This window comes from Psychrobacter immobilis, assembly GCF_904846225.1.
Classification (GTDB): domain Bacteria; phylum Pseudomonadota; class Gammaproteobacteria; order Pseudomonadales; family Moraxellaceae; genus Psychrobacter; species Psychrobacter immobilis_F.
Window position 1 is genome coordinate 204972 of the sequence record NZ_CAJGZJ010000003.1, and the last position, 22878, is coordinate 227849.

Annotated in this window: 15 protein-coding genes; 1 reads left to right on the top strand and 14 read right to left on the bottom strand. The window is 42.2% G+C overall.

The window, feature by feature from the left end; translation table 11 throughout:
• Positions 1 to 114: 114 nt before the first annotated feature.
• From cmk to JMX48_RS03830, 13 genes are all read right to left on the bottom strand, one after another.
• Complete coding sequence (cmk, locus tag JMX48_RS03770; RefSeq protein ID WP_201534474.1) at positions 115 to 882, bottom strand: (d)CMP kinase; 768 nt, start codon at positions 880 to 882, stop codon at positions 115 to 117.
• 171 nt (positions 883 to 1053) lie between these two features.
• The gene (tadA, locus tag JMX48_RS03775) at positions 1054 to 1629 is read right to left on the bottom strand and encodes a tRNA adenosine(34) deaminase TadA (protein WP_201534475.1); all 576 of its coding nucleotides are present in this window, start codon (positions 1627 to 1629) and stop codon (positions 1054 to 1056) included.
• Positions 1630 to 2367 carry a uracil-DNA glycosylase gene (locus JMX48_RS03780; RefSeq protein WP_201534476.1) on the bottom strand — a complete coding sequence of 246 codons (738 nt, stop codon included), beginning with the start codon at positions 2365 to 2367 and terminating at the stop codon, positions 1630 to 1632.
• A gap of 168 nt (positions 2368 to 2535) precedes the next feature.
• Positions 2536 to 5118, bottom strand: a complete 2583-nt coding sequence (clpA, locus tag JMX48_RS03785) for an ATP-dependent Clp protease ATP-binding subunit ClpA (RefSeq protein ID WP_201534477.1) — start codon at positions 5116 to 5118, stop codon at positions 2536 to 2538.
• A gap of 663 nt (positions 5119 to 5781) precedes the next feature.
• Positions 5782 to 6177, bottom strand: a complete 396-nt coding sequence (locus tag JMX48_RS03790) for an ATP-dependent Clp protease adaptor ClpS (protein WP_201534478.1) — start codon at positions 6175 to 6177, stop codon at positions 5782 to 5784.
• A gap of 72 nt (positions 6178 to 6249) precedes the next feature.
• Positions 6250 to 7113 carry a hypothetical protein gene (locus JMX48_RS03795; RefSeq protein WP_201534481.1) on the bottom strand — a complete coding sequence of 288 codons (864 nt, stop codon included), beginning with the start codon at positions 7111 to 7113 and terminating at the stop codon, positions 6250 to 6252.
• 103 nt (positions 7114 to 7216) lie between these two features.
• Complete coding sequence (gene argC, locus JMX48_RS03800) at positions 7217 to 8284, bottom strand: N-acetyl-gamma-glutamyl-phosphate reductase (protein ID WP_201534483.1); 1068 nt, start codon at positions 8282 to 8284, stop codon at positions 7217 to 7219.
• Positions 8285 to 8411: 127 nt separating this feature from the next.
• The gene (gene hemE / locus JMX48_RS03805; RefSeq protein ID WP_201534486.1) at positions 8412 to 9548 is read right to left on the bottom strand and encodes a uroporphyrinogen decarboxylase; all 1137 of its coding nucleotides are present in this window, start codon (positions 9546 to 9548) and stop codon (positions 8412 to 8414) included.
• Positions 9549 to 9803: 255 nt separating this feature from the next.
• Positions 9804 to 10976 carry a glutamate 5-kinase gene (gene proB, locus JMX48_RS03810; RefSeq protein ID WP_201534488.1) on the bottom strand — a complete coding sequence of 391 codons (1173 nt, stop codon included), beginning with the start codon at positions 10974 to 10976 and terminating at the stop codon, positions 9804 to 9806.
• Positions 10977 to 11054: 78 nt separating this feature from the next.
• Positions 11055 to 12266 carry an Obg family GTPase CgtA gene (gene cgtA, locus JMX48_RS03815; RefSeq protein WP_201534494.1) on the bottom strand — a complete coding sequence of 404 codons (1212 nt, stop codon included), beginning with the start codon at positions 12264 to 12266 and terminating at the stop codon, positions 11055 to 11057.
• Positions 12267 to 12527: 261 nt separating this feature from the next.
• Positions 12528 to 13973, bottom strand: coding sequence for a glyceraldehyde-3-phosphate dehydrogenase (locus tag JMX48_RS03820; protein WP_201534497.1), 1446 nt, complete (start codon positions 13971 to 13973; stop codon positions 12528 to 12530).
• A 327-nt stretch (positions 13974 to 14300) separates the two neighbouring features.
• On the bottom strand, positions 14301 to 15503 hold the full coding sequence (locus JMX48_RS03825) for a lipocalin family protein (protein ID WP_201534500.1): 1203 nt from the start codon (positions 15501 to 15503) through the stop codon (positions 14301 to 14303).
• A 462-nt stretch (positions 15504 to 15965) separates the two neighbouring features.
• The gene (locus JMX48_RS03830; RefSeq protein ID WP_201534502.1) at positions 15966 to 17069 is read right to left on the bottom strand and encodes an NUDIX domain-containing protein; all 1104 of its coding nucleotides are present in this window, start codon (positions 17067 to 17069) and stop codon (positions 15966 to 15968) included.
• A gap of 307 nt (positions 17070 to 17376) precedes the next feature.
• On the opposite strand from JMX48_RS03830, the gene hemP reads away from it, so the two are divergent.
• On the top strand, positions 17377 to 17535 hold the full coding sequence (hemP, locus tag JMX48_RS03835) for a hemin uptake protein HemP (protein ID WP_227672156.1): 159 nt from the start codon (positions 17377 to 17379) through the stop codon (positions 17533 to 17535).
• A 276-nt stretch (positions 17536 to 17811) separates the two neighbouring features.
• Here the strand turns inward: hemP and JMX48_RS03840 are convergent, their stop codons facing one another.
• Complete coding sequence (locus tag JMX48_RS03840) at positions 17812 to 22806, bottom strand: translocation/assembly module TamB domain-containing protein (protein ID WP_201534505.1); 4995 nt, start codon at positions 22804 to 22806, stop codon at positions 17812 to 17814.
• Positions 22807 to 22878 lie beyond the last annotated feature (72 nt).

Sequence of the window (22878 nt, forward strand, 5' to 3'; positions counted from 1 at the left end):
ACTCAAACTGAGCATTCATTATGTTGTTTAACAAAGTCTCACTTTTAACTGAACTATTTTATACTAAAATCAAAGCTCGTGGTTAAGTTTTTAGTACTCAATATGTTGTTTTTACTAACTATTAAAACAAATACCTTGATCTTGACAATGTTTTTTAACGTACTCATAAACGGCATCAGCATCTAATGTTGAGCTATCAAGTAATAATGCGTCTTCTGCTGGTTTAGATGGTGCCGTCGTTCGATTTTCATCACGATCATCACGGGCTTTAATCGTTGCCAAAATCGCGTCAAAATCCGCTGTTTGCCCAGCGTTGATCAGCTGAGTAACACGGCGTTCAGCACGGGCTTCCGCACTCGCCGTCAGAAACACTTTTACATCAGCGTCTGGAAAAACAACCGTACCCATATCACGACCATCAGCAACCAGTCCTGAGCGAGTTGCCATATCCTTTTGCAGTTTAAGTAATGCTTTGCGAACTGTCGGGAATATCGCTATCTGTGATGCATAGCCGCCAATTGTTTCGTTACGAACTTGCTCGCCGACCGCTTCACCATCTACAAGAATATCGACACGACCTGACTCATTATTAGGCACGAAAGCAATCTCTAAACGTTGTGTTAACGCCAATACAGCTGCTTCGTCAATAGCTTGACTCGCATCCTCGGCTATCAGTCCAGCTTCGAACGCTTTGAGTCCTACGATTCTGTACAATGCACCAGAATCTAATAACTGATAATCTAATACTTGTGATAAGCGCCATGTGACTGTGCCTTTACCCGCCCCACTAGGCCCATCGATACAAATAACGGGGTAGCGCGCCGTTTTGACTTGGCTATCGTCTCTATTGAGCAGCTCATTATCAGGTGTAGAAACGGTCATAATACTCACTTAATAATTGACGATATTTATAGGGCTTTTCTTATGCTACAAATAGCGAAATATTTACTTATTTATCAAACGCTTGACAGCATATCAAGAGGTTCGCTATCAAATAGGGCAATATTATAACAAAGAAACTTCACTATCACTAGCAGCAAGACTGATATCTTGTTACTGGTTCATATTGTCTTTCTTTTTTGTCGCATTTCGTCGCTCACGAAAAAACGCTTTAAGCATTTGGCTACTATGCATACTACACAGGCCATGACTGACTTGGATATTATGATTATAAAAAGGCTGTATCGACAAATTCATTTGACTACCAACCATACCTGCCCGTGGCTCGCTTGCCGCATATATTAGCTTATCAACACGTGCGTGAATCAGCGCACCGATACACATAGTGCAGGGTTCTAAAGTCACATACAAAGTCGTCTTCAATGGCAAACGATAGTTTTTTAAACGAGCACAAGCATCTCTTAATGCGACGATCTCGGCGTGGGCAGTGGCATCGTGGCGTCCAATCGGCTCATTAAATCCTTGACCAATAATTTGCTGATCATGTACCAGTATCGCGCCAACTGGCACCTCTCCGAGCGCTGCACCTTGCTTTGCAAGCTTGATTGCTTCTTGCATCCACTTCAAATCTTGAGGTGACCAAAATGTACAATTGGCAAGCTTTAGGATTGTCAACTGGTCAGCTACTGATGAATGCGGCTGTAAATTAAATGAGTAAGTATGTATCATTTATTGTGGTAATTGCCAATCAATGGGGGTTTGATCATATTGTTTTAAATAATCATTTGCTTTAGAAAATGGCTTCGACCCAAAAAAGCCACCACGGTTGGCAGCCAGTGGTGAAGGATGTACAGCAGTCAAAATCAGATGTTTATCGGTATCGATATACTTGCCTTTCTTTTGCGCTTTACTACCCCACAAAATAAACACGGTATGCTTTGTTTGTTCGTTGACCGCATCAATTACCGCGTCGGTAAACTGCTCCCAACCTTTGTTTTGATGGCTGTTCGGCTCGCCTTCTCTCACAGTCAATGAGCTATTCAATAGCAAGACACCTTGCTGCGCCCAGTAAGTCAAATCACCATGTGCTGAAGGATGAATACCAATATCAGCGGCCATCTCTTTCAATAGATTATTCAATGACGGTGGTTTCGGAATGGCTTTGGGCACAGAAAACGACAATCCCATCGCTTGGCCCGGACCATGATAAGGATCCTGTCCTAAGATAACCACTTTTACTTGTGACAAAGGCGTCAAGTTCAATGCGTTAAATATCAGCGGTGCAGGTGGATAAATACTCTCCGTCGACTGATACGCTTCCTTTAAAAACGCGCGTAGATTGTCCATATTATCAGACGTTAATTCTTCTGCTAATGCGGTCTTCCAATCCTCTGGCAGGCGTACATTGTCTAAAATCACCTGCTTTTGTTCTGGAGTTTTTGCCGTCTGATCATCAAACAGTTCCATAATACGTCCTTTTTATTAGTTATGAGATATAGAGAAAAGTGTATAAACACTTTATGACAACCCTTAAAATAAACACTGATAAAATGTCATATAGATTTTATTATAAATTATAGCAATAAAAAAACGGCTACCTCAGTAACCGTTTTTATAATATTAGTAATGAATGATTTAGCTGGCTATTGATTCAGAGTCTGAACGTGGCTCATGCGTCTCAACAACCGTCAAAATAATACGGCTATCCGCTGACCCTTTATCTGATGTCTTGCCACTGCTTTTGTCAAGCTTCACAGTATCATCCTCTTGCGCATCAGTTTCTTCAGGCTCTAAGGTTAGATGTACTACCCCGCCATTAACCAAGTCACCAAACAAAATCATACTGGCCAATGGTTTTTTGATCTCATCTTGAATCAAACGCTGCATTGGACGTGCGCCCATTAAGCGATCGTAGCCTTTTTTGGCCAGATAATCGCGTACTTCATCATCAATCTCTAACGTCACTTTTTTGTCATCAAGCTGTACCTGTAGCTCAACCAAGAACTTATCGACCACTGATACCACCACTGACGTATCCAATGGATTAAACTGAATAATCGCATCCAAACGGTTGCGGAACTCAGGCGTAAAGACGCGTTTCAGTGACTCAGTATTATCACGGCTATGATCTTGCTGGGTAAAGCCCATAGAAGAGCGGCTAATACTATCAGCACCAACGTTCGTGGTCATAATAACAATGACTTGCTTAAAGATAGCCACACGACCGTTATTGTCCGTCAATGTACCATGATCCATCACTTGCAATAACAAGTTAAAGACATCAGGGTGCGCTTTTTCGATCTCATCAAGCAACAACACACAATGCGGATGCTGATTAATTTTTTCGGTCAGCAAACCACCTTGATCAAATCCGACATAGCCTGGAGGCGCGCCAATCAAACGTGAAGCCGTATGAGCTTCCATATATTCTGACATATCAAATCGCACCAACTCCACGCCTAATAGATTTGCCAATTGACGTGATACTTCTGTCTTACCAACCCCTGTTGGACCCGCAAACATAAACGAGCCAATGGGCTTGTCTGGTGCTTTGAGACCTGCGCGTGACAACTTGATTGCATCAGCCAAGGTTGCAATGGCTTCATCTTGACCAAACACCAAGTGCTTAAGATCGCGATCTAAGTGCTCAAGAATACTCTTGTCATCACTCGATACTGATTTGGGTGGAATACGTGCAAGCTTTGCGACAATGGCTTCGATATCAGCCACATCGATTTTCATCGGTGGTCTCTTCTTGTCCTTAGCAGATTTTTTATCATCGGCTGATTTGGCACGATCATTGGCTTTTGCGGTATTTGCTTCCTCTTGCATCTCATTATCAATAGCATCATGAGCCTTGTCACCGTGAACATCACCGTCAAGACCCTCACTATCAGCGTCAATCTGCGAATCGAAGTCTTGTTCTATATCAGCAATGAAGCTTTCTTCGGCATCAATATCATCTGCATCAGGAATCACACCTAAACGCTTATACGCACCCGCTTCATCAATTACGTCAATCGCCTTATCAGGTAAAAAGCGCTCATGAATGTGCTTGGCAGATAATTGTACTGCCGTGACCAATGCTTCATCGGTATATATAACATTATGAAACTCTTCGTAACGCGGCTTGAGACCACGCAAAATATCGATACTGTCATCGACACTTGGCTCTTTCACATCGATTTTTTGGAAACGACGAGACAATGCATGATCTTTTTCAAATACCTGACGGTACTCGGTAAAGGTCGTTGAACCAATACAACGTAGCTCGCCATTAGCAAGCGCTGGTTTGATCAAATTCGACACATCCATATTGCTACTCATTGACGAACCTGCGCCAATAATCATATGAATCTCATCGATAAACAAGATGGCATTTGGTTTGTTCTTGAGCGCATCAAGCAGCGATTTCATACGTTTTTCAAAGTCACCGCGATACTTAGTACCGGCAATTAATGAACCGATATCAAGACTATAAATGACGCAGCCATTCAGCGGCTTTGGTGCCTTATCATTGATAATTAACCAAGCCAAACCTTCAGCAATAGAGGTTTTACCAACGCCTGGCTCACCAACCAACAACGGATTATTTTTGCGGCGGCGACAGAGTACTTGCGCGGCACGCTCAATCTCAGAAGAACGCCCAATCAATGGATCCGTTTTGCCTTCAGCAGCACGTTGGTTCAAGTTAGTGGCAAATTCAACCAATGGATCTTTACTGGTTTTCTCTGACGCACTACGACGCTCACCTGTCATAGAAGCACGCGGCTCAGAAGGCTCGTCTTTATCTTGACCATGTGACAAGTACTGAGTCAGCTCAAGACGACTGATGCCCTGTTTTTTAAGCAAATATACCGCATAAGTATCATGCTCTGAAAACATAGATACCAAAATATCTGAGCCTTCAACGAGGCGACCACCACCAATAGACTGCACATGAAAAATAGCACGTTGCAGAATACGATCAAAGCTTTGAGTCGGTTGAGGTGATTGTTCTGTATCGGCATCGACTGTTGGCGTGTGCTTATTGATATAAGCTTCAAGCTCAGTACGCAGCGTTGAGACATTGGCATTACACGCTGTTAACGTATTGGCAGCGTGCGTGTTTTCTAATAACGCCAATAATAAATGTTCAACAGTGAGATACTCATGCGATTTTTGGCGCGCAAGTGTCATTGCTAAACGCAAAGAAACTTCAAGATGACGACTTAACATAATGACTTCCTACGGTTATACCTATCTTTATAATTGATAGCTTTATGAATGAGTTAGTAAGTAAATCAGGGCAATAGGTGGATTGTTCAAGGGCAATATCTGTATTATTAAAAGTATCGCTAAATGAGATTGGCTTTACACTATTTAAATAGCGTTGCTACCTACTTATTATAGATTAATAGCTTTGATAATTTATATTCGCTTTTCTTTATCTCAACACGATAATTCAGCAGAGTCAATCTATTAACGCAGACTAAAGTGTATCGAAGTATACTGCGCATTGACAGGTAGGCAGATAGCTAAGTCATAAAACTCGACAGCTAGGCAGATAAATGAGGCATTGCTGTTTAGATAACACAGTAGTTAGAGAACAAAAGAAAGTATGTAAAATTTGAATGGTGTTTATTTAAAGAATTAGCTGAATAAACATCACATAGAACTAACATAATATTGCTATTAGACGACAACGGCTTGAAGACTCTGACTGTGCAGGCTTTAAAAAACTATTGAACAGTATGCTTTAATATATAAGGCCATATTGGGAAAAATCAAGATTATAACAGCAATATAGCCAGTAATTTAGCATGGTTTGAAGAGGGAAATTTAAAAAATAAAGGAAGGTTAAAACACTACATTAATATTATCAATATTCATACAGTATTTTTATTCGCCTTGATGCGGCTCTATTTGAGTCAATAGCGGATAGCCTTCACGATGCGCAAGACTGTTTACTTTTTTGGCTTTGGTCTCGGCAATATCTTTAGGATAAATGCCAGCGATGCCTTTGCTATTATTGTGAATCGTCAACATAATCTCAACGGCAGAGTCCGTACTATGACGGAATTCTGACTGTAAGACATAGACAACAAATTCCATGGGTGTATAGTTATCATTATACATAACGACGGCATACATTGGCGGCTTAGCCACTTCTGGCTCTGCTACCAACACATCTGCCTGCGGTGAGGTTTCACCATCCGTATCACCTTCTTGCGCACGATGAGCAGGCAGATTTGGAAAATGCCAGTCAGAAACGCTTGGCGTGTCTTGTAGTATCATTTTTTTTATCATAATAAAATATAATTATAAGGTGAGTGTTAAGTAAGAGAGGTATAAAAGAAGGAAGTTGGATTAAGGCTCAATCGGGCTATCGTCCACTTCTGGCAAGTCGGACAGCGATAATGGCATGCTATCCAATCGAGCTCCAAGCTTCCAATCATAAAGCTGTTCTACTTTTTGGCCACCAGCTTGTAAACTAAGCTTTATTTGTAACGGCTTAAAGCCAGCTGGCATCGTGAAGCGACCACGAATACGAACGATACCTTCAATCGTATAAGTCGATGGATCAAGCGGCAATTCTACAAGATCATTGTCATTGAGCAACGTCAATGTCGGCTTTAGACGCTTGGCCTGTCCATCACTCGCCAGCATTCCGATATCGAAGCCATATTCAAAGGCGTTTTCAGGCAATGGATCAATCTTAGCGCCAAGTATTTGTAAGGGCATACCGCCTTTATCGCTAATAACATCCGCATAGATTTCATTAAGCTGTGCCACTTGTTTGTTTTCGACCGTCAATGCTTGCTGATTTTCGCGAAGCTCTTTTATGTTAGCCAAACTTATCGCCAGTTCTTGCTTGGTAGTAGCGGCTTGATTGGTCGCTATTTTATTACTGAGGCGTAGGTTTTTGAGCTCTTTGGTGGCCTCGGTACTATCAATCATCGCTTGCTTGGTCTCAGTTTCCATAGAATAGAAACCTTGCTGATAGCCGAGTTTATGGCCGAATAACAAACCAACCGTGGCAGTCACCAGTATGACAATGACAAATAACGCCAACACCAGCGTAGATGCGCCTTGCTGTGTATTACCGATAGCATTTATGCAGTCCCTACTCTTAACAGAAGGTAGTTCACGCTCCAAATGATATAAAGAAGAATCTTTGCACAACGAAGGTGCAGGCTGTGACAAAAAGCGTAGTATAAGCTTAACACGCATTTAGATGGTATCTCTTAACAGTAAAGGCAAGCTATTATAGCGGAATTTATAATCAATACCTAGCACCATAAATATAGATAACTTAATCATACAAAAGACATTATTAAGGAACGATAGGCGCAAAATTAAGTCCCATTGTTTCCTCAAAGCCAAACATAACATTCATGTTCTGTACCGCTTGTCCTGCTGCGCCTTTAACTAAATTATCCTGAACGACAATAACGGTTAGCTCAGCACGTTCATTGTCTTGATGCACAGCCATGCGTAAACGATTACTGGCACGCACGCTACGAGTATCTGGATAAACCCCTTGTGGCATCACATCAATAAATACTTCTGACTCATAACATTTTTCAAATACTTGCTGCCAGTCAATAGCAGCCCCAGCATCGGTAAGCTCCATATGGATAGAGCTAAGCATGCCACGTATCATCGGTACAAGATGCGGTAAAAAACGAATACGATGGGTAAACTGACTGTCTAGTAATTGTGCAACGCCTTGCTCAATCTCTGGCAAATGACGATGCCCTTCAACGCTATACGCTTTAAAGTTATCCGTGGTTTCAGCATAATTAAGCGCAAGCTTTGCTTGACGTCCAGCGCCTGAAACACCAGATTTTGCATCAATCACAATACGAGATTCAACCAATCTCTCTGCTTGCTTATTTTGTGCCTCAATGATTGGTTTCAAACCCAAAATGGCCGTGGTTGGATAACAACCTGGATTACCAACCACTAAAGCCTTTGCGAGTTTATCGCGATTGACTTCAGGCAATCCATAAACGGCTGTTTTTAGCAGTTCAGGACAAGCATGCGACTGTTGATACCAATGCTCAAACTCAGGCAATGACTGCAAACGGAAGTCGGCAGCCAAATCAATCACTTTTACGCCTGCTGCCGTGAGCGCTTCAGCTTGTTTCATTGCAACACCGTGCGGCGTCGCAAAAAATACCACATCGCACTTTTGTAGCGTAGCAAGCGTGTCATCGCCTAGGTCACTAAAGACGATATCCGATATACCGCGTAAGCTTGGGAATATCTCATCAGCTCGTGTGCCAGCTTCGCTACGCGAGGTTAGCAAATCAATAGATACGTTAGGATGCGCGGACAATAAGCGAATCAACTCAATCCCCGTATAACCTGTACCACCAACAATCGCTGCTGAAATCATAAGATATCCTTTTTTTACCTAGTAAATATTAAGGGATGCTATACATTCAAAATAGGCATAACGATTACCAAAGCAATTGCTGTTAATGCCACTGTCAAATATTGAACACATCTAAATATTAGCGTTGTTAAAGCTTATATTCATGTACCGCATCAATGAATACTTTGGCATTATCAGGGTTAACCCACTGAGTGATACCATGACCCAAGTTTGCGATGTAACCTGTCTTTTCGCCACTAGCATAAGCACTATCAAGCATTGCATTGACTTCACTGCGTATCGTCTCAGGTGAGCCGTACAATGTTGCTGGATCCAAGTTACCTTGAATGGCTTTGCTACTTTGCAGTTTTTTATGCTGTTTGGTCAATTGGCGCTGGCTTTCAGTCAATACTTGACGTGCACGATCAATCGGCATTGTCCAGTCTAGACCTAAAACATCCGCTTCGCTATCAGCTTGAACATCGAGCCATAGTCCGCCGCCCTTAGTAAATAATACCACTGGTATTTGCGGATGACGTACTTTTAGCTCAGCGACAATACGTTTATTATAAGCGTGAGAAAAATCGATAAACTGACGATGTCCCAGCGCCCCGCCCCAGCTATCAAATATTTGTAAAATTTGAGCACCAGCCACTACTTGCGCGTCTAAATAATCAATCACAGATGTCGCTAGTTTATCTAATAATTGATGTAAAAACTCAGGATTACTATATAAGAAACCTTTGGTATAGCGATAATCTTTTGAGCTGCCACCTTCAATCATATAAGTAGCCAACGTCCACGGGCTACCAGAAAAACCGAATAATGGCACTTGACCGTTTAAGGCTTTACGGATACTCGTCACCGCACGCATGACATAATCTAGAGAGTCATTAGCATCCAGCACTGGCAATCTATCAAGATCTGCCTGCTGGCGAATAGGATATTTAAATTTAGGACCTTCACCAGTCTCAAAATATAAGCCCAGTCCCATTGCATCAGGAATGGTCAAAATATCACTAAACAAAATGGCAGCATCCAAATCATAACGGCGGAGTGGCTGCAACGTCACTTCAGTCGCGCGATCTGTATCTCTACATAAGCTCATAAAGTCGCCCGCTTCTGCACGAGTCGCTTTATATTCTGGTAAATAACGACCCGCTTGACGCATCATCCAGACTGGCGTGGTATCTATCGTCTCAAAGCGTAATGCCCGCAGCAATCTATCGTTTTTTAAAGGCGCAAATGCTTGCTGAATCGAGTTATTCTTGTCTGAAGCACTCATGTACAAATCTCCAAAACAACACCGTATTCATTATTATTAATGAACACTGTGCCGGATAAAATAAGTTGAATAAAAGAATAATAAACGCTTATAACTTACTAGGGCGTGTCATCATTTAGATTGTGAGGCTTAAAATGAGATAATGGGATGAATTTTTTGTCGCCTCTGTCTGTGCAGGCACAGCAAGCAAGAAAAATTTGTCCCAGTCATAAAATATAGTGTCGTGTATCCATTTTATTCAGTATCGACTATATATTATACGGTTAAAGCCAAGTTATCGCGGTGTACCATGACGACGCGCTCTTCACTACTACCAAAAATTTTGTCAAACTTTTCGGTACGCTCACGAGCCACTCGCCGCGCATCATGCGATGAGAAGTTCACTTGTCCAACTGCAATACGCTCGCCTGTATCTTGATGGATAATCTCTACGACATCACCTTCATCAAATCCACCATGTACTTCTACCACACCAACGGGTAGTAGACTTCTATTGTGTTCAGTTAATGCTTTTGCAGCCCCAGCATCGACAACCAAGCTGCCTGACATGCGTAAATGCGCCGCCAGCCATTGCTTACGAGCGATGATTTTATCTTCATCATTGGTTGTCAACAGCGTACCAACCGCCTCACCTGAAACCACGCGAGTGATGACATCATCGATAGCGCCGCTCACGATGACGGTCGGACAGCCACCCATTGCAGCAAGGCGACCAGCACGAATTTTAGTCAACATACCACCGCGTCCAAGCTTGCCGCCATCTCCTGCGATATCAAACAAATAATCAGCCATGGCACGCTCTTGGCGAATCATTTTGGCATTAGGATTGTCTCGCGGGTTATCAGTGAAGACGCCTTCTTGATCTGTTAAGATAATATACAAATCGGCATTGACCATCGCCGCTGCCATTGCCCCTAAAGTATCATTATCACCAAATTTAATTTCATCAATGGTAATGGTGTCGTTCTCATTGATAACGGGTAGTACGTGCCATTCTAATAGTTGTGTCAGCGCACCCGTCGTGTTGAGGTAACGGCTACGATTGGATAAATCATCATGAGTTAGTAGCAACTGCGAGCTTTGGATACCATGTTGGATCAGTGCTGACCACCACGTTTCGATCAAACCCATTTGTCCGATAGAAGCACAAGCCTGTAGTGCTGCTAGTTTTTTGGGACGTTCCTCAAGGTTCATTCGTACGACACCTTCAGCAACAGCACCTGACGATACTAGCAGTACTTCAACGCCTTGCTTATGCAGCTTGGCAATCTGTTTAGCCCACTCGTATATGGCAGTTCGATCCAGCCCTCGACCGTTATTGGTTAACAACGATGAGCCAATCTTGACAATAACGCGCTGAATATCAAAGTTGCGATTTTGCTTAACAAATCTTGCTTCTTCGATCGTGTTTTCTATGCCATCTGCCATATAAACTCCTGCTTCTCTTGTGAATTGATTAGGGGATTGATTTAAAAAATTCAGGTATATCAGTTCAAGCTTGTTAGCTTACGGAACGTAAACTACTTCGACACCGTCTTCATCATCAAAGTCGTCATCGTCATCATTCAACTCCAACCCTTCACGTGCTGCTTTACGAGCCGCGCGATACGCTTCACGCTGTGCTTCAGTGTTGAGTCGCACTTCTATTTCTAGACGCTCAAAACGCTCTCTTTGTGATTGGGCAAAGATAGGCTCTTCTATTTCGCGCTCACGCTCAAGTTCAATCTCATTCATTAAATGATATTTAACAGCATCAGTCCCTTCACCCATTAGGGTTGACGTGCGAAATACATCTCCTGTCCAACCAAGCTCGGCGACAATATGGGTGCAGAGCTCATTTAACTCTTCTTCAGGCACCTGATCGATTTTGTTTAATACCAAAATCTGCGGTAAATTAGACAATTCAGGCGAAAAACGCTCAAGTTCATTTAAGATAACACGAGCATTTTCTACCGGATCGCTGCCATCAATTGGCTTTATATCAACCACGTGTAGCAAACGGCGTGTACGAGCCACATGTTTTAAGAAACGAATGCCAAGTCCAGCACCTTCTGATGCGCCTTCAATTAAACCCGGAATATCAGCCATAACAAAAGAGCGATGACGACCAATATCGACGACACCCAAATTAGGAACCAGCGTGGTAAATGGATAGTCAGCAACTTTTGGTCTAGCAGCAGAGACTTGGCGGATAAAAGTAGATTTACCTGCATTAGGTAAACCAATCAAACCAACATCAGCCACTACTTTTAGCTCGAACTTAAGAACTTTTAGCTCACCTTCAAAACCTGATGTGGATTTGCGCGGTGCTTGGTTGGTAGAGCTTTTGAAATGGGTATTACCCAAACCACCATCACCGCCTTTGGCAATCAGTAAAGTCTGACCAATTTCAATCAAATCACCCAACACTTCATCTGTTTCGGTATCAACGACTGTAGTACCAATAGGCACTGGTAGAAAAAGGTCATCAGAACCCTTGCCTGAACAGTTTCTGCTATGGCCATTCTCCGCTCGCATGGCGTCGTGACGACGAGTATAACGATAGTCAACTAGAGTATTGGTATTATCCTCTGCAATGACATAAACATCTCCGCCCTTACCGCCATCGCCACCATCAGGGCCACCACGTGGGACATACTTTTCTCGGCGAAAACTGGCGATTCCGTTACCACCGTCACCTGCTTTTACCGTTACGACGGCTTCATCAATAAATCGCATCTTACGTTCCTTAATTTACAATCCAGTTTATAAACTGGTTACAGCCAACGACTGTATTTTAGGTTTTAACTATATTATTTGGATAAAATTCTTGCAGCACATTTTGTGTTCGTACTCAGCGTCTATTATGACAACAACACCCGATAACCAATCGGACTATCGGGTGCTTAAGTAGGGCATTTAAGATTATACCGACTTATCAAATATACAATGGACTGCGGTATAACTGTTCTCACCGTATCACTGATAGGTACAGACGTTTTATGCTGGAATCTGAGTGTAGCTGATGCCTGCCATTTGCGTCGCTAAACGTAATACTTGAGTACTATAGCCTACTTCGTTGTCATACCAAATATAAACAATAGCGTGATTATCAGTCAAAATAGTGGCTTGGGCATCAACAATACCTACGTGAGTATCACCAATGAAGTCAGTCGATACAGCTTCCGTAGAATCCGTATACGCAATCTGTGTCTGCCAAGCGTTGCTATTAGAAATCTTGTACATAAACTCGTTTAACGCATCCACACTTGCTGGCGCAGTTTTAAGATTTAGGTTCAAAATCGCTAGGCTAACATTTGGGGTCGGCACACGAATAGAGTTGCCAGTCAGTTTTCCACTCAGCTCTGGTAAGGCTTTACCAACTGCTTTTGCGGCACCAGTACTGGTGATAACCATATTGAGTACCGCACTACGACCGCGGCGATCTGCTTTATGATAGTTATCAATTAAGTTTTGATCATTCGTAAATGAATGAATGGTTTCGACATGACCGTTTTCGATACCGTACTCATCATTCAGTACTTTTAACGTAGGGGTAATAGCGTTAGTGGTACAGCTTGCCGCACTTACAATAGTATCATCACCAATAGTGTCGTTATTTACATTATAAACAACGTTTTTAATCTCACCACCAGCAGGCGCAGTCAATAGTACTTTTTTCACGCCTGTAGATTGTAAATGCTTGCCAAGACCTGCCTCATCTTTCCAAATACCGGTGTTATCGATCACTAACGCATTGTCGATTCCATAAGTAGTGTAATCGATATCACTTGGATCATTGGCATAGATAATTTGTACAAAGCGACCGTTGATGATCAAACCATTATTTTCATCATCGACCACTACACCACCAGCGAAGCTACCATGAATTGAGTCACGCTCTAATAATGAGGCACGTTTCGCTAAATCACCAGCAGCAGCAGGACGTACAACGATGGCTTTTAACTGTAAACCTTTCGCGCTTGACGCTTGTGACAATAGTAGGCGCGTTAAAATACGCCCAATACGACCAAAACCGTATAGCACAACATCAGCGGCAGAATTTATATTACTGTCAGCAGTATTAATAGCCTGAAGTGCTGCTTGTAAGTCACTATCATTGGCGATTAATTGTCCAACATCGACCTGTGCAGAGTGAAGGTTGCTGTTAGCTGCCAATGTTTTGACCATCGCCAACGTATCAGAAATATCGATAGATTTAGCATCTTGGTTACGCAGAGCTACTTTTTGATGCAATCCCAGTATTTGACCAACTGAGGTAGTATTTAGCGTGTCACCGAACAAGGTCACTTGCACGTCTTGCTCATTATAGAGCTTATTCAATAGCCCCATCAGCTCAATGGCTTGTTGCTCTTGATTGTTATAGTTGCTTAAGTGGTCTTGATGTAATTGGCGTAAGGTATCAGCGTTGCTCACGAGAAACATCCTTATGGTCAGTAATGTATGATCAGTAAAGTATAGAAAAATATAGATTAGATGGTTGATATATATTTATAAGCCATTACTCTAATATTGGGCAACCAAACACGATTGGTGTAAGTTATTGACCTCAGAGTATTTAGATGGCATAGATTTTAGCCTAAAACGCCTTATTTTGCCAGCGATAACCGATATGCTAGAACTTATAAGGCATTTTATTGACATATACTGGTTATCATAAAAATAAAGACAGCCAATTATGCTGTCTCAAGTCTAAAATATTAAATATAACCTCATAAAACCAATCTATGGTTTAATTCAGCATCTAAGTAATTATGGCTCTAAGCTAACCGTTTGATTGGTTTGCGGCGTTAATTTAAACTCTTTCAAATCATAACCTTGCTGCTGCGCAATCTGACGATACTTAGCGTAAGTTTCCTGACTGACATTTGGCGAACGAGCCAGCAACCACAAATAATCCTTATCAGGTGTCCCTACCAAAGCTGTTTTATAGTCATTATCACGTGCTAGTACCCAATAATCAGCACGACCTACTGGCAACCAACGAATCCAAGATGGCAAAAACGTGACTTTTAATTTACTGCCAGTGCCATCCGCAGGCTTGGCTAAACCTTCAGCAACGATACTAGAGCCTTTTTCATCTACACATTTATTGGTGACAATGATACCTGAACCATCGGTCTTTTCGGTGTAATTGGCGGTAACATCGCCAGCGCAATTGCGTTGGAAATACATGGGCAAGCGCCCTATCTCATACCACGTTCCTGCATACTTTTTAAGATCGACACTATCGACAGTAGTCGGAGAAGTGGCAGATTTATGTATGATAGCACTTGGCTTGATGGATATTGTTTCGGTCATCGTTTTGTCAATCGTTGCAGGAGCAGCCATATCCGCTTTGGCGGCTGTGTTAATTTCTGGCGTCGCAGCATAAGCTGAAAATGCCGCCAACGGTATAATAATTGCCAAAGCAATAGCGGTGTGCTTGATAAGTCCATTCATAAATATACGCTCCGGTATTTCTGTATATGAAGGGGTAATAGTAGATGGATCGCTATTTAGCTCAGACTGATTATTCAAAGTATTCAAATTTGAACCCTCTAACTCATTCTCTAAAAAATCTGCCAACAGTGGCTCTTTCTCATTCAGCTTTTGTGGCTTCTTATAACCATTAGAGATGTCAAAACTCTCACTGCTTACATTGCCTGAATTTATATTGCCCAAATCATCATTTTCTGTATTAGCGATATCAACCATGTTGGAATCTCTTACCTGCTTGAGGTTTTTAGTGGCGCTTTTATATCCAAAATAGCTGTTATTCGAAGAGATATTTTTTGCTAAATCGTTAGAATTTTTATCGCTCTGATTATAGCTTGAATCGTTGCTGGCACAGCTTGTCTCTGGACCATTATTGCCATCCAGATAATAGCTATTCTGCTGGCTAGTCTGCTGAGACTGAGAACCAGATTCCTGTGAATCAGACCATGCTGATTTAGGTAATTTATTGGTTTTCATAAGAAGTACCATTATTAATAGTGACGGTTAAAACTTATATACCCTCAATCTGATCTAATTTTTTTACATCGATAACTTCAAGAAATGTCTACGATACAAGATCTGGCGCTACCAAAATTAAATTATATTTGAACGGTAGTGAAATATTTTTATAAGCAATTCACTCATAAACAATAGGGTAAAAGCTCTCTAATTGAGTAATATATATTAAAAGCAAATCGAATATTAAAACAGTGTCGCAATGTAGGGAAACGCAACGGTTTGTAAGTAACTATGTGCATATGTGGTTCAATAAACACATAGTTACTCACTGGATAAATACATAGTTACTCACTGAATAAATACATTGAAAATCAGGTGTTTGTCCTGATAAATGATGCGGTTTGATAACACTAAAGCATGTTGTCTACCTATTTGAATCAAAGGCTATTGGCTTGGTTTTTATCGATAGAAAAACGGGTACTAGTGAAACTGGCGAATACCCGCAAGACTGACGCCACCATGCTCTAAAACTTCGTCAATCATAGCTGGCGATAATCCACCTAAACCTATGACAGGCATGTCAGCCAGCTGTGCCAATTCAGACCATGCCTCCCAGCCAAGTGGTGCAGTATCAGAGTGCGTTTGGGTCGCTAATACAGGCGATAAGAAAGCACCAATCAAAGGTGGTAATTGCTGCTGTATGCGAGCGCTGGCGAGTTTATTGGCAGCAGCAATACTGGCGGCATCATGACAACTGACGATCAATGGATGAGTGGTCGTTAATCCTTGGTCAGGTGCAGAAGCATCTTGAACATTATTAAACCAGTACATCAATGAGGCATGCGTCAAGTGATGCGCAACGACTTTATCATGAGCGCTTATTTCTTTGGCTACTATCGATTGTTCAGAGGCTAAGGACTGGCTATCAGCCTCATAAGGCACAATGGCATGAATATCTGGACGCACTCGCATCAATTGGGTGGCTATATTGTTAGATTCCGCTTCTTTTACTCGAATATATACCCAAGCTTCTGCTGCTAATTTTTCTTGATGATATTGTAGCCATGCTGCCACTGGGTCAGAATGAAAGTGAAAATGTGACATCGGATAGGTAATTGCAATCTTCGTGGGCAATCTTAGCCACTCAAGAATTGTTTTATTGGCCGCTGGCAAATGATATTTGCCTATTAATAAATCAGATTTATCAACCCATGTCAGCGCCTGACCTTCTAACCCATATTCACAGTGCTTGTGCTGCTCGTACTGCGCTGCTGTCAGCTCAATCTTGTAAATCTGTAAGCTAACCTGTTTATCGCCATAATCATGATGCAGACGGCCAAGTTTGACGATGATGTTGTCATGAATGGCAACCCCTGTTTCTTCAGCGACTTCTCGAATAATGGCCTGCTCTGCGCTTTCATCAGCATCTATCTTGCCGCCGACGAATTCATAGCGATTACCCTGATGTTGGGCAGCGCTTCTAAATCCAAGCAAATACTGTTCTTTATGATGAATAACTGCCACGGCAACGTTTACGATGGCAGTTTTTTCATTTTCGGTTGGATGATTTGACGTGCTCGGCATAAAAATGTCCTTTATGGCTGGTTTTATTATTTTTCTGCCTTATCACTTTATATACTAATAAGACCTATTAAATTTTTCTTAATGCATTGATTAATATAAATATTTATACAAATTAAAGTTTTTTATTGGTCGTTAATTCAGTTGTTAATAAAGATGGAGTTAGATAAGTTTACATAATGACTGCATTTTATTTTATTAATCACTTGCAAAAACATCCAATGTAAATGATAATTATTATCGTTAAAAGGCAGTTATGCTACTACTACATTATCCAGCCACTTTTTATCAAAAGGAATTTACTATGAGCATGGTCATCTCTCGTTATTTGAATTGCCGTGAAAACCGTTTACCTACTTTACAGTCACAGCATCTGTTTGCCCTCACTAAAGAAGTGCGTATCGAACATGAAGGTGAAGAGTACCGTCTACGCCTAACACGTAATAATCGCTTAATTCTGACCAAATAAATAAAATATAACGTCAGTATACTCATAAAAAAACGCCTTCATTAAAAGGCGTTTTTTATTGGAAAAAAATTGTGGAAATTTACTCTATTTAAGATTAGGGCGTGTTGAGTATAGTCAAAACACCCTAAAAACGATACGGTACTGCGGCTATCAATCTTTTGCAGCCTCTGTCTGCGCAAACGCAGCAAGCAAAAAAAGTTGATAGCCGCAGTGCGTAATGTATCGATATTACTTTTTACTGACTATATCTAACTATTTTTTGACTCAATACACCTATTAAAACTGCCAACTATAAACCACGTCCACCGCGTTTTCTATGGCTGAGGTTGCTTCAACATAGATACGGCGTGTGAGCTGATATCGAGCTGAAAGGCTGTTTTGCGCATTAAAAACGCCTACGCCATAGCGAATATATAAGTCAGGAGACACGTAACCTGTCACGTTGACATTGGTATCCTCACTACTGCCTGAAGCATCGACCGTCAGACTTTGGAAGCCAAAAGCTTGACCAATCTGATTGGTTAAGTTACGCGTACTACCCAAGCCAAAGTTCAACCCAGCTGCTGCCAGATTGTTGGTAACCTGCGACTTAAATCCTTGTTCGCTGATTTGTGTGGCGCTTCTATTATCAATTCGACCGGTCACTAGAGCGTTCATGGCTTGCTGCTGAGTCAAACCCGCATTATTAAAGACAACAATATTTGGACTTTCAGTCGTACCCTTCACACGTACGCCTACTGTCTTACCACTGATCTCTTTAACGGCTTCAATACTAAGATTTGGCTTCATAACATCGCCATCGAAGCGTACTTGGCCGTAGTTAAGGTCTAAATTCTGACCAAAGATACCAACGCTGGTACGACGTGATACTTGCACCACACCTCGAGCACGCATGACACCCGTACCAGCTTGAGTGATGTTAATCGCGCCTGCCAATGGAATGACCGCACCAAAACCACGGAAATTGATATCATCGCCCAAATCGACACCAACATCAGCATTGATAGACCAAGGTTTTGAGACAGCCAATACGTCATTAATATTACCAATCAGACGACGATCAAGCACGACTGCATCTTCAGTTTGCGTAATGATATCTTCGCTGGCTTCTGGTGGACGAATGGTGGCCGAGGGCACACTGACTGCGCCTTTAATATCGACATAACGATCACCTGGACGCACGATGATATCAATATCAGGATTGATATTAGCCACTAATAATGGCGGTTGTGTAATTACCAAGTTTTCGCCGACGATACTAAGTTTGGCCTGTAGCTTCTGTTGCCAATTAACGGTACCCGTCAAAGTACCATTACCGGTACCACTCTTAAACTTACCATCAATGGTGGCCTGTGTGCCGCGGATTTTGGCCTCAGTATTGATATTGGTTAAATTCACTGGCAAATCGAGCATCGCGATACGACCATTGGCAAGTTTTACGTCACCGTAAAACTGCGGTGTATCTAACGTACCACCAAGCCCACCTGCCATCGTGATATTCCCTTCAAGTACTCGCATACCGGGTAAGAAAGGCTTAAATACCGCTAAGTTAAGCTCATTTAGCACCAATGCACCAGAGATTGGCTTAGGCGCTTTATAAGGGTCAACAACGACTTCAGCGTAGCCGCGAGCACCGCGACCAGTATTGATATCCGTACGTAGCTTGATACCTTCAGGGACTGATACCGCAATCAGTGACACACGCTTGTAAGGCAAGGAGACAGGTGTACTATCGCCATCTTGGGTCAAGCCGATTTTGCCATTATCCGAGTATAGTGTGGTATTGATGGTTGGCGGACGACCACTTTGCCAACCGACAATGGCTTTACCATTAATCTTGGCTTTCCACTCGATGTCTTTAGGTAAAAAGACTGAGAATAAAGAGGTATCTAGATTTTGTAGAGCGACATTAACCTCACCCTTGTCTGGCGATGCCACTAAGTTTTCGCGTAAACACAGCTTGCCCGTTTGGTCAGAGGCTTGCCAGCAATGCGCTGCCAACTGAACCTTTAAATCATTATTCTTGCCATTATTGTTATTAGGCAAATTAACAATCAATTGCGCGGGCTGCAATTGATTTAAGGTCGCGTATTTGGATTTAACACGGCCCTTACCAATCACGCCCGACCAACTAAATTTGTCTCGATTGAAGCCGCCTTTAAGTCTTGCACTAATATCAAGCTGCTCATTGGCAACGTTGAGGTTGACCAAATGCGCCTGTTCAGTACCATTAAACGAGACATTAATACTTTTAAAACTTTGTCCGGCGGCATCTAAGCCTTCAGCAGTAACGATAAGCTGACTTGGGCTATTTGCTAAATTGACCAGTTTGCCGCGCACACGGCCTTGGCGCAAAACAAAGCCTGGCAACGCAATACGCTCACCAACCAAATCAATATAAATGGTTGGCAATGCCTGTCCCGCTGGCTGAGCTAAAGTTGCACCGCCAGTGACTTTACCAGTCAACTTGTCTGAGAGTTGATCCAAACTGGTAATATTGATTTTAGTTTGTAGCTGCTTGGCATTGCCATTCGCCGTGATGTAGTTATCGCCCCAACGCAGCACTAGATTGTTCGCATTTAAACTGTCGATTAAAGCGTTTACTTGTTTATATTGTGCTTGCGCATCTTGTGTTTGTAGACGTTTAAAATAGCTTGCCAAATCTTTTGGCAAACGCATTTTTGCCGCCAAACTGCCTTTAGCGCTAAGCGGCTGACCTTTCAACATACCTTTTAAATCAATTTTATCGATATTAATAATTTGCTGCGAATCACTCCAACGTCCATCAGTATTGATAGTACCAGTGATAAGACTTGGCGTATCCTTTAAGAAATACCCGACGTTAAAACGATTCATTACGGCATCGATATCCCAAGCAATGCCTTGACGCACATCGACCGTACCTTTAGCATCGATACTGCCTGCCGCGCCCACATGACGGAAGCGTTTGATACGAATCAGCTGAGAGTCACCACTGGCGTCAATGGTCAACTTGCCTGCTGGTAGTTGCTCTGCATCTAGTACACCATCAAAATTCACCGCAAAACGTTGCAGCTTGCCTGCCGTATTTTTAGTGTTTTTGGGCGCAGTTTGCCACTCGCCACTGGTTTTGAGATCACCTGTGATGATGGCTGGGTTATTGGGTAAAAAGTAACCCAAGTTAAATTTATCAAAGCGCCCATCGATGGTCCAACCGATATTTTTACGCAAATCGATAGCGCCCTTCGCATTCACTGCGCCCGCCTCACCGCTATAATTTACTTTACGAATACTAATAAGCTTTGGCGTACCAGCCGCATCGATAGACAGACGTCCTTTTGGTACATCCGCCGTATCAATCTGACCATCAAAACGCGCATCAAACACAGACAGCTCACCACCAACGATATCGACGCTGGCATCACCGCTACCGGCTATGCCAATATTACGTCCCTCTTGTGTGGCATCAAGCTGCGCCTGCAAATCGGTTTTGTTCAAGGTAATAATGTGACGCTGGCCACTAACACCACCTTTGGTAATATTTAATAAACGACCGCGTGCGCTGATATTACCTGTTAGACGCTCAAGCGGTAAATCACTGCGATATTTTTTGGGTAATAATCCATTGGTGCTAGCATCAATTTGCCACGTTAATGGACGCTTCTTGTTCGCCAGTTGGATCTGCCCTGTACCCGATAAATCACCTACGATACCTTTATAGTTAAGACGGTTAATATCGATGACATCACCCTCTTTACGCATGCGCACATCATAGTTACCTTTAGGGGCAGCATTCAGCTCATTAATAACGGCATTGGCATCAACTGATAGTTTTGATCCTTGGACGATAACATTCGCTTGTCCACTTGGACTGTCAATATTGCCAATGTTAGGCACATCTCGACGAGTGAGATTTTGCCATTTGGCATCAATATACCAAGGGGCTACCTGTTTAGACTTTGCAGAGGTTTTACCACTGACGATGTTGGCATTGACGTGCTCGCCATCACGTTGGCGCAAATCTGCATCAATCTCTGTATTACCAGCGATGTTTTGCTGCTGATAATGCACTGACAATCTACCATCGAGTTTTTTTGGCGCGTACGCTTTAAAATCAGCATAGTCATCAGGAATAGCGCGGCGAATGTCAAAATTACTGCCCGTTGCTCGTATTTTTGCATCAAAGCTATTTTGCCAATCTAAAATACCCTGCAAAATCAAACGACCAGCGGGAACCTCAGCATCTAAACGATCGATGCGTAATTGACTGTTTGCAATGACCGCACGACCTTGATAATGACCTGATGGAATGTCTTTGGCCGTCAGTTCGGTATTGATGCGCAGACGTATCTCAGAGATCACCCCTGACGCAATCGCAGTACCACTTTTTAGATGAATATTTTGACTGTCAGCATATGGAAGCAAAATATCATCCCATTGCAATTTGGCCTGAAACGGCGAATCACTATCCAATCCCTGTACGACGAAATCACCGCTGACATCGCTGTCATTGTAACGACTGCGTACTTTGCCAATTGTGCGTTTTAGCGTCCCTGTTGCGGTAATATTTAATGGATCGATATAGGCTTTTTCTAGCGCGCCGACTTCTGCAATCGCGCTTAAATCTAGCGGATAATCGCCTTGTAGATCAATCTCACCTTGTAAGGCACTGATTTTTACAATATCAGCATACTGTAAATCGCCACGACCGACCGTTACCATCGTCCCGACCCATGTCAAATCACGAGCCACAATATCATGAACGATAATAGGATCTTTGGTGACTTGTTTATAAATAACTTTTTTAATATTGGCTTGATCGAAACGTATATTAACGGGTAACTGTAGGGTTTTATAATCGAATGGCTCACCTGTTGGTGGCTTATTATTGATGATCTCAATCGTTTGTATATCTGCATCACGTAAATGCACTTCTTTGGCAAATACAGCACGCCAGCCTATCTTCACATAAGCTTTATCAACCAATATCTCAAGATCCTCGGTCGCTTCGATATCGATGTCAGTAACCCAAATACCGTCACGTAAATTTCCTTTTCCATACTTAAACTTGATGCCTGTCTCAGCACTGATTTTGTCTAATACAAACTTAGTACCTGAGTCGGTACCCACGGCATAAAAAAACACCGCAAACATAATTACTAGTACGATTAAGATAAGTACCAGTAGCTTGAGTAAAAAGGACAGCGGATACCAACGTTTGACTGCACGGGCATCGCGCTGTGCTGGATCTTCATCTGGTGAGTTACTAGGCGGGGTATTTTTTGTCAACATGACACTCAACTACGTTAAAGAATGATTACCAGCAATTGGCACGATAAATATTAAATATAACGAATTACACGA

Bases quoted from the DNA above. Each gene is read 5' to 3' on its own strand.
- cmk (WP_201534474.1), bottom strand. From the start codon at position 882: ATGACCGTTTCTACACCTGATAATGAGCTGCTCAATAGAGACGATAGC.
- tadA (WP_201534475.1), bottom strand. From the start codon at position 1,629: ATGATACATACTTACTCATTTAATTTACAGCCGCATTCATCAGTAGCT.
- JMX48_RS03780 (WP_201534476.1), bottom strand. From the start codon at position 2,367: ATGGAACTGTTTGATGATCAGACGGCAAAAACTCCAGAACAAAAGCAG.
- clpA (WP_201534477.1), bottom strand. From the start codon at position 5,118: ATGTTAAGTCGTCATCTTGAAGTTTCTTTGCGTTTAGCAATGACACTT.
- JMX48_RS03790 (WP_201534478.1), bottom strand. From the start codon at position 6,177: ATGATACTACAAGACACGCCAAGCGTTTCTGACTGGCATTTTCCAAAT.
- JMX48_RS03795 (WP_201534481.1), bottom strand. From the start codon at position 7,113: ATGCGTGTTAAGCTTATACTACGCTTTTTGTCACAGCCTGCACCTTCG.
- argC (WP_201534483.1), bottom strand. From the start codon at position 8,284: ATGATTTCAGCAGCGATTGTTGGTGGTACAGGTTATACGGGGATTGAG.
- hemE (WP_201534486.1), bottom strand. From the start codon at position 9,548: ATGAGTGCTTCAGACAAGAATAACTCGATTCAGCAAGCATTTGCGCCT.
- proB (WP_201534488.1), bottom strand. From the start codon at position 10,976: ATGGCAGATGGCATAGAAAACACGATCGAAGAAGCAAGATTTGTTAAG.
- cgtA (WP_201534494.1), bottom strand. From the start codon at position 12,266: ATGCGATTTATTGATGAAGCCGTCGTAACGGTAAAAGCAGGTGACGGT.
- JMX48_RS03820 (WP_201534497.1), bottom strand. From the start codon at position 13,973: ATGTTTCTCGTGAGCAACGCTGATACCTTACGCCAATTACATCAAGAC.
- JMX48_RS03825 (WP_201534500.1), bottom strand. From the start codon at position 15,503: ATGAAAACCAATAAATTACCTAAATCAGCATGGTCTGATTCACAGGAA.
- JMX48_RS03830 (WP_201534502.1), bottom strand. From the start codon at position 17,069: ATGCCGAGCACGTCAAATCATCCAACCGAAAATGAAAAAACTGCCATC.
- hemP (WP_227672156.1), top strand. From the start codon at position 17,377: ATGGTCATCTCTCGTTATTTGAATTGCCGTGAAAACCGTTTACCTACT.
- JMX48_RS03840 (WP_201534505.1), bottom strand. From the start codon at position 22,806: ATGTTGACAAAAAATACCCCGCCTAGTAACTCACCAGATGAAGATCCA.